12 protein-coding genes are annotated in these 12,789 nt (G+C 66.6%); 4 read left to right on the forward strand and 8 right to left on the reverse strand.

Features of this window, described 5'->3' with window-relative positions:
* Window positions 1-3: 3 nt before the first annotated feature.
* The 7 genes from AC3WMU_RS10630 to AC3WMU_RS10660 all read right to left on the reverse strand — a co-directional run bounded on the left by AC3WMU_RS10630 (window position 4) and on the right by AC3WMU_RS10660 (window position 8,302).
* A complete protein-coding gene (locus AC3WMU_RS10630; RefSeq protein ID WP_006224219.1) occupies window positions 4-513 on the reverse strand; it encodes a flavin reductase family protein in 510 nt (169 codons plus the stop codon).
* Window positions 510-1,751 carry a styrene monooxygenase/indole monooxygenase family protein gene (locus tag AC3WMU_RS10635; RefSeq protein ID WP_315140860.1) on the reverse strand — a complete coding sequence of 414 codons (1,242 nt, stop codon included), beginning with the start codon at window positions 1,749-1,751 and terminating at the stop codon, window positions 510-512. The genes AC3WMU_RS10630 and AC3WMU_RS10635 overlap by 4 nt, the downstream gene beginning before the upstream one ends.
* Before the next feature lie 60 nt (window positions 1,752-1,811).
* Window positions 1,812-2,600, reverse strand: coding sequence for an SDR family oxidoreductase (locus AC3WMU_RS10640; RefSeq protein ID WP_454676571.1), 789 nt, complete (start codon window positions 2,598-2,600; stop codon window positions 1,812-1,814).
* A gap of 209 nt (window positions 2,601-2,809) precedes the next feature.
* Complete coding sequence (locus AC3WMU_RS10645) at window positions 2,810-3,439, reverse strand: class I SAM-dependent DNA methyltransferase (RefSeq protein WP_424625835.1); 630 nt, start codon at window positions 3,437-3,439, stop codon at window positions 2,810-2,812.
* Window positions 3,436-4,503 carry a PDDEXK nuclease domain-containing protein gene (locus AC3WMU_RS10650; protein ID WP_492282371.1) on the reverse strand — a complete coding sequence of 356 codons (1,068 nt, stop codon included), beginning with the start codon at window positions 4,501-4,503 and terminating at the stop codon, window positions 3,436-3,438. The genes AC3WMU_RS10645 and AC3WMU_RS10650 overlap by 4 nt, the downstream gene beginning before the upstream one ends.
* Window positions 4,504-4,681: 178 nt before the next feature.
* On the reverse strand, window positions 4,682-6,538 hold the full coding sequence (locus tag AC3WMU_RS10655; RefSeq protein ID WP_492282300.1) for a phosphoenolpyruvate carboxykinase (GTP): 1,857 nt from the start codon (window positions 6,536-6,538) through the stop codon (window positions 4,682-4,684).
* 141 nt (window positions 6,539-6,679) lie between these two features.
* Window positions 6,680-8,302: an acyl-CoA synthetase gene (locus tag AC3WMU_RS10660; protein ID WP_492282301.1), complete on the reverse strand. Its 1,623-nt coding sequence runs from the start codon at window positions 8,300-8,302 to the stop codon at window positions 6,680-6,682.
* A gap of 101 nt (window positions 8,303-8,403) precedes the next feature.
* Here AC3WMU_RS10660 and AC3WMU_RS10665 point away from each other — a divergent pair, with 101 nt between their 5' ends.
* Window positions 8,404-9,147 carry a TetR/AcrR family transcriptional regulator gene (locus AC3WMU_RS10665; protein WP_492282302.1) on the forward strand — a complete coding sequence of 248 codons (744 nt, stop codon included), beginning with the start codon at window positions 8,404-8,406 and terminating at the stop codon, window positions 9,145-9,147.
* Here AC3WMU_RS10665 and AC3WMU_RS10670 read toward each other — a convergent pair.
* Window positions 9,093-10,022 (reverse strand): SDR family oxidoreductase, encoded by a 930-nt coding sequence (locus AC3WMU_RS10670; protein ID WP_492282303.1) that lies wholly within the window; start codon window positions 10,020-10,022, stop codon window positions 9,093-9,095. The genes AC3WMU_RS10665 and AC3WMU_RS10670 overlap by 55 nt on opposite strands.
* Window positions 10,023-10,159: 137 nt before the next feature.
* Between AC3WMU_RS10670 and AC3WMU_RS10675 the strand changes: the two genes are divergently transcribed.
* From AC3WMU_RS10675 to AC3WMU_RS10685, 3 genes are all read left to right on the forward strand, one after another.
* Window positions 10,160-10,954, forward strand: coding sequence for an enoyl-CoA hydratase/isomerase family protein (locus AC3WMU_RS10675; RefSeq protein ID WP_492282304.1), 795 nt, complete (start codon window positions 10,160-10,162; stop codon window positions 10,952-10,954).
* A gap of 57 nt (window positions 10,955-11,011) precedes the next feature.
* Window positions 11,012-12,304, forward strand: coding sequence for an N-carbamyl-l-glutamate amidohydrolase ErtE (ertE, locus tag AC3WMU_RS10680; protein WP_492282305.1), 1,293 nt, complete (start codon window positions 11,012-11,014; stop codon window positions 12,302-12,304).
* A gap of 115 nt (window positions 12,305-12,419) precedes the next feature.
* Window positions 12,420-12,755, forward strand: a complete 336-nt coding sequence (locus AC3WMU_RS10685; protein WP_006226863.1) for a thioredoxin family protein — start codon at window positions 12,420-12,422, stop codon at window positions 12,753-12,755.
* The last annotated feature ends 34 nt before the right edge of the window (window positions 12,756-12,789 follow it).

The raw sequence follows: 12,789 nt of genomic DNA on the forward strand, positions 1-12,789 counted from the left end.
CCGCTACGCGGCGGTCAGCGCCGTGAAGCGCCCGGCATGGAACACCAGCGGCGTCGCCGCCACGCTGGCCACACGCAGCACGCGCCCGAACAGCAGCAGGTGGTCGCCCGCGGCGTTCTGCTGGTCGTTCGCGCACACCAGCGTGGCGACGGCGCCGGCGATCGCAGGCACGCCCTCCGGCACTTCATGCAGCGGCGTGCCGTCGAACTTGTCGGCCACCGCCGAACTGGCGAATCGCATCGCCAGCGCTTCCTGGCCGCAGGCCAGCACGCTGATGGTGAAGTGGCTGCAATCGCGGAACGCCGCCAGATTGGGCGAATGGTTCACCAGGCTCCACAGCACCAGCGGCGGATCCAGCGACAGTGAGGCGAACGAATTGATGGTCAGGCCGACCTTGCGGCCGTCCGGGCAGCGCGTGGCCACGATGGCCACGCCGGTCGGGTAGCTGCCCAGCACGCCGCGCAGGACCTTGGGGTGCAGGTCGGTGCTGCCCCAGTCCAGCGGCGCCGTCATGCCGCCGCCCGCGCCGCCTTCGAGGCGATGAACGCTTCGCAGGCGAGTTCGTCGCGCCACCACGGGAAGAACGACGGGGGATGGTTGAACCCATTGGCGACGGCGCTGGCCAGCGCCGGCGAATCCTCGGCCGCCTTCAACAACTTGAGCAGATGGGGCGCGGGCGGCATCAGCATCGAATTCGTCCATTCCACCACCGCGCCGCCGTAGTCCCAGAAGCGTTCGAAGGTCTGCTGCATCCATTCGGCCGTAAAGGCGGCGTCGCCATGCGCCAGGATCGCCTCCAGATACACGGCGCAAGCCTTGGTCGCGTTGTTGGAGCCTTGTCCGGTGATGGGATCGTTGGTCACCACGGCGTCGCCCAGGCCGAACACCAGACGGCCCGACGGCAAGGTCATCACCGGCTTGCGCACCGTGGGCGCGAAACTGCCGGCCAGGATGCCGTTGGCGTCCGTCAGCTCTACTGCCTTGCAGCGGTCGGCCTCCCAAGGCAGGTAGGTGCGCAAGATATCCAGGCTCTGCGCCAGGTGCGCCTGCGGCGACTTGATGTCGCGCCAGCAATCCATCGGGCCGCCGGGGATCCCTTCGAACACCATGATTTCGCAAGGGCCGCCCGTCGTCAGCGCCGGGAACACGAAGTACTCGCCTACGCCGGGAATCAGGTTGAAAGCGACCCGCGAGTAGTCGGGCGCGGGGCGCATGCCGGCGACGTAGGTCAGCGCCAGCGCGCGCTGCGGCCGATCGAATTGCGACCGTTGCGCGTCGCGCTCGAACAGCTTGACGACATCGCCCTTGCCGGCGGCCAGCAGCACCAGGTCATGCGAAGCGGCCAGCAGTTCCAGCTCGCCCACGCCACCGTCCTGGATCAGCAGCCTGCCGCCGCGGGCCTCGAACCGTTCCATCCAGGCCGGCATCTTGATGCGCTGGTCCACCGCCTGCGCGGAATGGTCCAGGCGCGCGGCCCAGTCGATCAGTTTGTGCCCGGGCTGCTCGGGATGCGGCACCGCCAGCCCGATGCCGTCGACGGTCGGACAGTCGGCCTCCCATTGGTTCAGGCCCAGGTCGCGTTCGATCTGCAACGACGCATCGAACATGCATTGGCTGGACATCACTTTGCCGTTGCGGATGTTGTCCGGGTCGCGATTCGTGACCACGGTGACCTCGTACCCTTTGTCCAACAGCCCCAACGCCAGGGGCAGTCCGGCCTGGCCGCCGCCCACGATCGCGATTCGACGCATCATCCCTCTCCTTTCGTTTGCATTGCCCGCCGCCCTTGCCGCGGGCCTGTTCATGGCCCGTTACTGCGCCAGACGGGGAATCGCCGGCCGCGCCTGCTCCGGCCCCATGGCGGAGTAGCCGCCATCCACCGCGTAATCGGCGCCGGTGACAAAACTGGCGTGGTCCGACAGCAGAAACGCGACCACCTCGGCCACTTCGGCCGGATCGCCGGCGCGCCCCAGCAAGTGGTAATCGGCGGCCACGCGATCAGTCTTGGCGCGGTCGCCTTGCGTCAGTTCGTCCATCACGCGCGACCACGTCCAGCCCGGCGATACGGAATTGACGCGGATGCGGTCAGCGGCGTAGTCCATGGCCAGGCTGCGCGTGACCTGCAGCAGTGCCGCCTTGGACACCGGATACAGCCAGCGGCCGGTCTGCGCGACGCGCGACGAGATGCTGGTGAAGTTGACGATGGCGCCGCCGCCGGCGGCCAGCAGATGGGGATGGACGGCGCGGGCGGCCATCACGGCGCTTACGACGTTGATGTCCAGCGCCCGCAGCCAATCGGCGCGGCCGGAAGCGGCGCCGTCGTCCAGGTAAGTCGCGGCCAGGTTGACCAGATAATCGATGCGGCCAAAGTGGGACGCGGCCTCGGCCACGCCACGCGCCAACTGCGTGTCGTCCGAGATGTCCACTTGCCAGAAGCGCGTGGCGGCCTTGTCCGCCCCGGCCACGCGTTCGCCATTGGCGGCGTCGATGTCGAACAGCGCCACGCGCACGCCCTTGTCGCGCAGCGCCTGGACCACGCCCGCGCCGATCAGCGTGGCGCCGCCGGTCACGATGGCAACCTTGTTTTGCAGACCCTTCATCGCATCACCTCCGCATTGCTGACTGAGTGAGGCGAATACTGATGCCGCGCCGCGTGGCGGGCGTAGCCGGATCCGGCAGCCGCTATCCGCGGACTGCGCTTATTCGAGGAAATGGGGATGCAGGCTGGACACGATGGCCGGAATGCGCAGCCGCTGTCCGTTTTCTGCCAAGGCGCCGCCCGTGGCGGCAGCGCCCGATGCGCACCGCGCTAGCCGGTGCGCCGCCAGACGCTGGCCAGCCAGGGCTGCTGGTCGCGCGGCAATCCTTCCGGGCGATAGTAGTGTTCCAGCGCTTCGAAGCCGGCGTCCTCCAGCAGGCTGCGCCAGCCGTCCAGGTCGTGGTAGACGCCATAGCGCCCACGGTTCCATCCTTCCTGATTGCCGCCGCGCGGGTTCGAGCTGAACAGCACGCCGCCCGGTTTCAGCGCCGCACGTAGCGCGCGCAATACCTGGGGCAATTCCTGGCCGGGCACATGAAACAGCACGGCATTGGCGAAGATGCCGTCAAAGCGTTCGGCGGGCAACGCCAGTTTCAGGAAATCCTGGTGCCAGACTTCGCAGCCACTGGCCGCACGCGCCATGGCGACAAAGCTGGGCGTGCCGTCCAGCCCCACCGGCCGATGGCCCAGCGCGACGAAGGTCTTCAAGTCGCGGCCGGGTCCGCATCCCAGGTCCAGGATGTCGTAGGGCGGCTCGCCCTGGATATGCCGCAACAACGCGGCGATGTTCTGGCTGACATCGTGGTCGCGCGTGCCGGCCTCGAACGATTCCGCGTTCTCTTCATAGTGCGCGAGCGTCAGCGCGCTGATCTTCGCAAGGTCTTCCGGGTCCAGTTTCATGAAGCCATTGTGCCTCGTTCCGCCATGCCTCGCTGTTCGATCTGCGCACGCGCCCGGCAAGCGGCCTGCTGCAACCGTTCCACCAGCACCGCCCGCGGTGGCAAGGCGGTCAGATACTCCGCCACGTGTATGCCTGACTTGTCCAGTTCCAAGAGCTCGATTTGTTCGGACTTCTTGCCCGCGCAAAGGATGATGCCGAGCGGCGCGGCTTCCTCGGGCTCGCGCTCGAATTTATCCAGCCACCGCAGGTAAAGCTCCATCTGGCCTTTGTAGGCCGCCTTGAACTCATCCACCTTCAACTCCACCGCCACCAGCCGGCGCAACTTGCGGTTGTAGAACAGCAGGTCAAGGTAAAAATCCTCGTCGTCGATCTGGATGTGCTTTTGCCGCGCCACAAAGGTAAAGCCCGCGCCCAGTTCAAGCAGGAAGGATTCCATGTCGCGAATGATGGCCGCTTCCAGGTCGCTTTCCTGCCAGGTGTCGCGCAGTTCTAAAAAGTCGAGGATATAGGGATCGCGCATCACCAGACTGGGCGACATCGGCTGCGCATTGCGCAGGGATTCCAATTCCTGTGCAACCAGCCTGTCCGGTTGACGAGACAATGCGGTGCGCTCGTAGAGCATTGAGCCGATCCGCTCGCGCAGCGTTCTGACGCTCCAGCGATCGGCGCTGGCTATCTGCGCGTAAAAGTCTCGCTGAAGTGGATCTTTTAAAGGGATCAGCGCGATAAAGTGCGTCCAGCTCAATTGTCGTATCAGTGATACGACAATCTTTTCATCTGGAAACGCGACCGCAAACTGCACCATGCGGCGCAGGTTTTTCACGGCGAAGCCGACTCCGTAGCCCTTGACCAATTGCGCCGCCAGCGCCGCGAGCAGTCCCACCCCATAGTCAGCCCGCCGCCCCGCCAGAACTTGCGTATGAATGCGATGGCCGATGCGCCAGTAGAGCATTGTCAGTTCACTGTTGACCGCAGACGCCGCGCGCTGGCGAGCCGCTTCGATCATCGCCTTGATATCGCCAAGCAACGCTGCGGATTCCGCAAGGGGTGAGCCCGCTGCCATGTCCACGGTCTGCGTCGACGCTTGTGCCGCATCGCCCACGAGTCGTTCCCGCTTCGGTTTCGCCACAATGACTCCTTAAATATCCCGCTGGCTCGCAATGCCCCAGGGAAAAGTCATCATGAAATAGAAAAGCCCGCGTGCCTATGCAGCACGCGGGCTTTTCAGACGCAGTCAGCGATCAGGCTGCCAGGCGCCCTTCGATCTTGGCCTTGGTGACCGGCAGGTCTTCAGGCAGGCCCTGGGCCAGTTGGCCGAAGAGCTCGTGGTGCAGCGCCAGTTCCTCGCGCCAGGCGGCAGCGTCCACCGACATGACCTGGTCGAACTTGTCCGGCGTGAATTCCAGACCCGTCCAATCGATGTCCTGATAGCTGGGCGATACGCCAAACACCTGGTCCACGCCCTTGGACTGGCCGTCGATGCGGCCCAGCATCCAGCGCAGCACGCGCATGTTCTCGCCGAAACCCGGCCAGACGAACTTGCCGTCCGGGCCCTTGCGGAACCAGTTGACGCAATAGATGCGCGGCAACGTGGCGCCGGTGGCTTCCAGTTGCTTGCCCAGCTTCAGCCAGTGGTTGAAGTAGTCGCTCATGTTGTAGCCGCAGAACGGCAGCATGGCGAACGGGTCGCGGCGCACCACGCCCTGCTGCCCGACGGCGGCGGCGGTGGTCTCCGAACCCATGGTCGCGGCCATGTAGACGCCTTCGACCCAGTTGCGCGCCTCGGTCACCAGCGGCACCGTGGTGGAGCGGCGGCCGCCGAAGATGAAGGCGTCGATGACCACGCCTTCGGGGTTTTCCCATTCCGGATCGATGGACGGGCACTGCGCGGCCGGCGCGGTGAAGCGCGCGTTCGGGTGCGCGGCCTTGCGGCCGGTTTCGCGCGCGATGGCGGGCGTCCAGTCCTGGCCTTGCCAGTCGATCAGGTGCGCGGGCGGCGTGTCGGTCATGCCTTCCCACCAGACGTCGCCGTCATCGGTCAGCGCCACGTTGGTGAAGATGACATTGGCCTTCAGGGTCGCCATGGCGTTGAAGTTGGTCTGCTCGCTGGTGCCCGGGGCCACGCCGAAATAGCCGGCTTCCGGGTTGATTGCGTGCAGGCGGCCGTCGGCGCCCGGTTTGATCCAGGCGATGTCGTCGCCGATGGTGGTGACCTTCCAGCCGTCCATGCCTTGCGGCGGGATCAGCATGGCGAAGTTGGTCTTGCCGCAGGCGGACGGGAACGCGGCGGCCACGTGGTATTTGCGGCCCTTGGGCGAGGTCACGCCCAGGATCAGCATGTGTTCGGCCAGCCAGCCCTGGTCGCGCCCCATGGTGGAGGCGATGCGCAGCGCAAAGCACTTCTTGCCCAGCAGCGCATTGCCGCCATAGCCCGAGCCGTAGCTCCAGATCTCGCGGCTCTTGGGGAAATGCACGATGTACTTGGTAGGGTTGCACGGCCAGGCCACGTCGGCTTCGCCGGCGGCCAGGGGCTTGCCCACGGAATGCACGCAAGGCACGAAGTCGCCGTCGGTGCCCAGCACGTCATAGACCTGCTTGCCCATGCGCGTCATGATGCGCATGTTCACGGCCACGTAGGGGCTGTCGGACAGTTCCACGCCGATGTGGGCGATGTCCGAACCCAGGGGGCCCATCGAGAACGGCACGACGTACAGCGTACGGCCGCGCATGGCGCCGTCGAACAGGCCGTTGAGCGTGTCGCGCATCTGGGCCGGGTCGGCCCAGTTGTTGGTCGGGCCGGCGTCTTCGGGCCGGTCCGAACAGATGAAGGTGCGGTCTTCCACTCGCGCGACGTCGGACGGATCCGAGCACGCCAGGAAGGAATTGGGCCGCTTGGCGGGGTTCAGCCTGCGCATCGTGCCGGACTGGACCATCTGTTCGCAGAGGCGGTCATATTCCTCTTGCGAGCCGTCGCACCAGACGACGCGATCGGGCTTGGCCAACGCGACAAAACTGGCCACCCAGTCAATCAGGCCGCGATGCTTGACGTAGGCCGGCACGTTCAACGCCGCAAGGCCCCCATCCAATGGCTTATTCATTGGGGCTATCTCCATACTTAGACAAATGGTGATACGGCCCCAATTGCGTGGGGCCGTATGTAATTTGCGCCATCATACTTGCAGCGCGGGGCAACCCGTCAACCCATCCTCATGGACGAGTTTGTCACGGGTTGAGACGGCTCAGGAATAGCGGCCGTCACGCAACTCCCTGCGAATGATCTTGCCGGTGGCGGTGGTCGGCAAACTGGTTACAAAGCGGATCGCGCGCGGGTATTCATGCGCGGCCAAGCGGGTGCGGACATGCGCCTGCAGGGCCTTGACCAGCGCCTCGTCGCCGTCAAAGCCGTCGTTCAGCACCACATAGGCCATCACGATTTCCGTGCGCTGCTCGTCCGGCACGCCCACCACCGCCGCCATGCGCACGGCCGGGTGGCCGATCAGGCAGTCCTCGATGGGTGCCGGGCCGATGCGGTAGCCGGCGCTGGTGATGACGTCGTCATTACGCCCCACGAAGCGGATGAAGCCTTGCTCGTCGCGCACGCCCAGGTCGCCCGTCAGCAGGTAGTCACCCACGAACTTCTCGGCGGTGGCCTCGGGGTTGTTCCAGTAGCCCAGGAACATGACCGGGTCCGGCCGCAATACGCCGATGTTGCCCTCTTGTCCATCGGCCACTTCCACGCCCTGGTCATCCACAATAGCCACCCGGTGCCCGGGCGCCGCACGGCCGATCGAGCCGATTTGCGGGTCGAACAGCGACGAGCACGACGACACCAGCATGTTGCATTCGGTCTGGCCATAGAACTCGTTGATGGTGACGCCCAGCACACGGCGGCCCCAGTCGATGAGCTCTGCCCCCAGCGATTCGCCGCCGCTGGCCACCGAGCGCAGGGCCAACGGGCCGGCCGCTTCGGGATAGGCTGCGCCGCGCATCATTTTCAGCGCGGTAGGCGGCAGGAAGGTGTGCGTGACGCCGTGGCGCGCCATCAGTTCCAGGGCGGAGGTGCCGTCGAACTTCTCGAAACGACGCGCCAGCACGGGCACGCCGTGGTGCCAAGACGGCAGCAGCACATCCAGCAGGCCGCCGATCCAGGCCCAGTCGGCCGGCGTCCACATCAGCTTGGCGTTTTCGGGGAAGAACTCGTGCGACATCTCCACGCCGGGCAGATGCCCCAGCAGGACGCGATGCGCATGCAGCGCGCCCTTGGGCTTGCCCGTGGTGCCCGACGTATAGATGATGACGGCGGGGTCGTCCGCCGCGGTGCGCACCGGCGTGTAGTCGTCGGACTCGGCGGCCAGCGCCGGATGGAACGGCACCGCGCCGCCCTCGCCTTCGCCATCAATGCAATAGATGACCTTAAGGTCCGGCAGGCTGGCGCGGATTTCAAGCAGCTTGCGGCAGCCCTCGGCGTCGGTCACCAGCGCCGCCGCGCCGCTGTTGGCCAGCCGGTACTGGATGGCGTCCACGCCGAACAGCGTGAACAGCGGCACCGCCACCGCGCCCATTTTGTAGACGGCGATGTGCGTCACCGCGGTCTCGGGCGCCTGCGGCAAATACACCGCCACGCGGTCGCCGCGCCGCACCCCGTGGCGCTCCAGGCTGTGCGCCAGGCGGTTGGACTGCGCCTTGATGTCGTCGAAGGTATAGCGCGTTTGCGCACCGTCGCTCTTTTCGTAGATCAGCGCCACGCGTCCGCTGCCGTCGGCCCATTTGTCGCAGGCGTCGACGCCGATGTTGAAGTCCGCAGGCACCTGCCATTGGAATTGGGACACAAGCTGCTTGTAGGATTCGGCTCGGGACAGCATGGTTTAGTCTCTGATGTTGTTATGGATCATCCAGGGCTTGCTCAACTTGCTTGACCCTGGCTCAATAATAAGCCCCGCCTACCCGCCCTTTTGCCGTCCGCATGGAAAAACCCCCTGTCGTCCCGACCCGCCGCCCGGCGGCCAGCGCCAAGTCGGAACAGCGCATCCGCGACATCCTGAACATGGCCCGGCAAGTCTTCTCCGAGGCCGGCTTCCAGGCGGCCACGACGACCGAGATCGCCCAGCGGCTGGGCGTATCCGAAGCCACGATCTTCACCTACTTCGGCGGCAAGCGGGAACTGTGCGTGCGGGTAATCAGCGACTGGTACGACGAGATCATCGGCAAGGTCGAAGACAGCCTGCCCCACGTGCAGGGCGCGCGCGCGCAGCTGCACTATCTGGTGCATACGCACCTGCGGCACCTGCTGGCCGAAGGCCCAGGGCTGTGCGCCTTCATCCTGTCCGAAGGACGCGCCCGCAACGACGATTTCGGCGAGGTCTACGCCGGCCTGCAGCGCCGCTACACCGCGCCGCTGATGCGCATCCTGGCCCAAGGCCAGGCCGACGGCGACATCCGGCGGGACATGCCGTTGCGGCTGTTGCGGTCGGCGGTCTATGGCCCCATGGAGCACGTGCTGTGGGACGCCATCCTGCGCGGCGCGCGGGTAGATGTGTCCGCCACGGCCGACCAGCTGGTCGGCTTCCTGTGGCAGGCCTTGCAGCCGCCCCGCCAGGACGCGCTGGCATTGGCCCGGTTCCGCGGCGAAGTGCGCGACGCCCTGCATCGGCTTCAGGCTTCCGAATCGTCAGCAGAGTCCGAAAACAAGGACGGCGGCACGTACTGAGGAAAGCCGTTATAGACCTCGCCGCGCTCGGCGGGCTGCAAGGACCAGGAGTGGCGCGCGTTGGGCACGCCGCCATCCACGCGGATAACGCTGCCATTGATGAAGGCGGCCGCCGGCGACAGCAGGAACACCACGGCCGCCGCCAGTTCCGCCTCGGTGCCGAAGCGTTGCAGCGGCACCTTGGTCTTCAGCTTGCGCAACACCGCCCGGTACTTGTCGTCGTAGCTGTCCATGCCGCTCGACGCGATCCAGCCCGGCGCCACCGCATTCACACGAACCCCGGCGTGCGCCCATTCGCAAGCGGCGGTTTCGGTCAGGTTCCACACGCCTGCCCGCGCCGCGCCCGAATGGCCCATGCCCGGCATGCCGCCCCAGATGTCGGCCAGCATGTTGACGATGGCCCCGCCGTGCTGGCGCATGTGCTGCGTATAGACCTCGCGCGCCATCAGGAAGGTGCCGTGCAGGTTGTTCTGGACCACCGCGTTCCAGCCGTTGAAGCTGATGCGGTCCAACGGCGCCGGAAACTGCCCGCCCGCGCAATTGAACAGGCCATCGATGGCGCCATGCCGGGCCAGCACGTCCGTGACCACGCCGCGCACGCCGGCCTCGTCGCGGATATCGCACGCGTGCAGGCTGATGCGCCCAGCGGCTTCGGGGTAGATGCGGGCAATCTCTTCACCCGCCGCTTCAAGCTTGTCCAGCTTGCGACCGACCAGCGCCAGGCTCGCCCCCAGCGCCGCCAGTTCGTGCGCGGTGCAGCGCCCCAGGCCGCTGCCGCCGCCCGTCACCAGGATGGTCTTGCCGTCGTACAGCCCGGGCCGGAATACCGACGAATAACGCTGATCGGCGGCCTGGCCGCCTGATTGTGGATTCATGTCTCGCTCCGTTATTTTTTTGAGGATAACTCAATACTTGACCGGAATGCATCGCGGATTACCCAAAATAGCCCTAGAATCATCGAGCAGTAGCACCTAGCTTATTGAGCCATATTCAATACAACGGGAGACCCGGCATGACTCTACACGCCCCCCTGGACGTCGCCCACGACGGCGCCATCGTCCGCCTGACGCTGAACCGCCCCGACATGCGCAACGCTTTCGACGAGACCCTGATTGCCGCGCTGACCAGCGCCGTCAGGCAGGCGGCGCAGGATCCCCGTGTGCGCGTGCTGCTCTTGACCGGCGCCGGCAAGGCGTTCTGCGCGGGCGGCGACCTGAACTGGATGCGCAAGATGGCCACACATACCGACGCCGACAATCGCGCCGACGCCACCCGGCTGGCCGATATGTTGCACACCATCTGGTCGTGCCCCAAACCCGTCGTTGCCTGCGTGAACGGCGATGCCTACGCCGGCGGCATGGGCCTGCTGTCGGCCTGCGACATCGCCATCGCCGCGGATTCCGCGCACTTCTGCCTGTCTGAAACCCGCCTGGGGCTGCTGCCCGCCACCATCAGCCCCTATGTGATCCGGGCCATGGGCGAACGGGCGGCCAACCGCTATTTCCTGACCGCCGAACGTTTTGACGCCGCCACCGCGCTGCGCCTGGGGCTGCTGCACGACGTGGTGCCGGCCGAGGCGCTGCATGAAGCGGCCGAGGCAATCTGCCGCACGCTGTGCGCCAACGGCCCCGATGCCGTCCAAGCCAGCAAGCGTCTGGTGCGGGACTTCGCGGGCCAGCCGATCGACACGGCGCTGATCGCCGACACCGTGGAACGGATCGCGGCCTGCCGCAGCACCGACGAAGCCCGCGAAGGCGTGGCCGCTTTCCTGGAGAAGCGCGAACCGTCGTGGCGGCTGGCATCCTGAAGGGGCGGCGCACTAGATCGCCATGACATAATCTACGGCGCATCTTCAGGAATCTTCATGCCGCACGCAACACCCCCTGCATCGCCTTCCCCCCAATTCCCCCCGCTCAATGCCGACCGACTCTGGTCGCGCATTGAAGCCCTGTCCCGCTTCACCCTGCCCGACGTCCCGTGGACGCGCCGCGCCTTTTCGCCCTTGTTCGACGAGGCCCGCGCCTGGCTGCGCAGCGAGTTCGAAGCCGCCGGCCTGGCCACCCGCCTGGACGCGGGCGGCAACCTGATCGGCACCCGCGCCGGGCGCGACCCCGCGCGCAAGCCGATTGCCACCGGCTCGCATTGCGACACCGTCATGGCCGGCGGCCGCTTCGACGGCATCATCGGCGTCCTGGCCGGCATCGAAGTCGCGCACACGATGCAGGAACACGGCATCGAACTGGCGCATCCGTTCGAAGTCATCGACTTCCTGTCCGAAGAACCCAGCGACTACGGCATCTCGTGCGTGGGTAGCCGCGCGCTCTCTGGCCAACTGACGGCCGACATGCTGGCCGCCCGCAACCCCGACGGCGAGACGCTGGCCCAAGGTATCGCCCGCATCGGCGGCGACCCGGCGGCGCTTCATGCCCCCTTGCGCAACGCGGGCGACACCGCGGCGTTCGTCGAACTGCATATCGAACAGGGCCCCGTCCTGGAAAGCCGCGGCCTGCCGATCGGCGTGGTCACCAACATCGTGGGCATCCGCCGCGTGCTGATCGTGGTGGAAGGCCAGCCCGATCATGCCGGCACCACCCCCATGGATATCCGCCGCGACGCGCTGGTGGGTGCGGCCCGCATCATCGATGCCGCCAGCCGCCAGGCCAGCGCCGCCAGCGGCAATCCGCATTACGTGGTGGCCACGGTGGGCCGCTTGTCGATGACGCCGAACGCTGCCAACGCCGTGCCCGGCCGGGTGGAGCTAACGCTGGAAATGCGCAGCGACAGCAACGCCGTGCTGGACGCGTTCCCGGAAACGTTGATGGCCGGCGTGGCCGACGACCTGAAGGCGCTGCGCCTGACGGCAGGCTTCACGCAACTGAGCCGCGCGCAGCCCACGGACTGTTCGCCGCTGGTGATGGACGCGGTCAAGGCCGCGGCCGACCAGCTGGGTTACGCGTCGATGCGCCTGCCCAGCGGCGCGGGCCATGACGCCGTGTACATGGCGCCCACGGGCCCCATCGGCATGGTCTTCATCCCGTGCCTGAATGGCCGCAGCCACTGCCCGGAAGAATGGATCGAACCCGCGCAGTTGCTGGACGGCACCCGGGTCCTGTACCAGTCGGTGCTGGAGCTGGACCGGGTGCTGCGCGGCGCTTGAATCGGCACACCCATTCGGCGCCCGCGGGTATCCCTGGCCCGCGGGCGCCGCGCTGCCATAATGGACGCCTTGCGCCGGGTTCGTCTGGCGCCCACGACTCGTCCCCCCGCCGCCCATGGAACAGATAGAACTCAATGACAGCACCGCCGACCGCTTCCTGCTGGATGCGCCCGGCCTGACGCTGCTGGTCTTTCACAGCCGCACCTGCGGCACCTGCCGCATCGCGCGCGAACAGCTGCCGGCGCTGGAATTGCCCGTGGAACGCGTGTGCTGGGTGGATGCGGGCGACAACCGCGGGCTGGTCGAACGCTACGAGGTCTTTCATCTGCCCGCCATGTTCGTCACGCGCGACGGCGCCTTCTTCGGCCCGGTGCAATCGACCCTGGCCGAATGGGACTTGCGCCAGCAGATCGGCCTGGCGCTGGACAGCTACCCCGCCGAACTGCCGTGAGCGCGCCCACCGCCAAGCCCCAACGCTTGCCGCT

The sequence above is a fragment of the Achromobacter sp. FW305-C-13 genome (assembly GCF_058783475.1).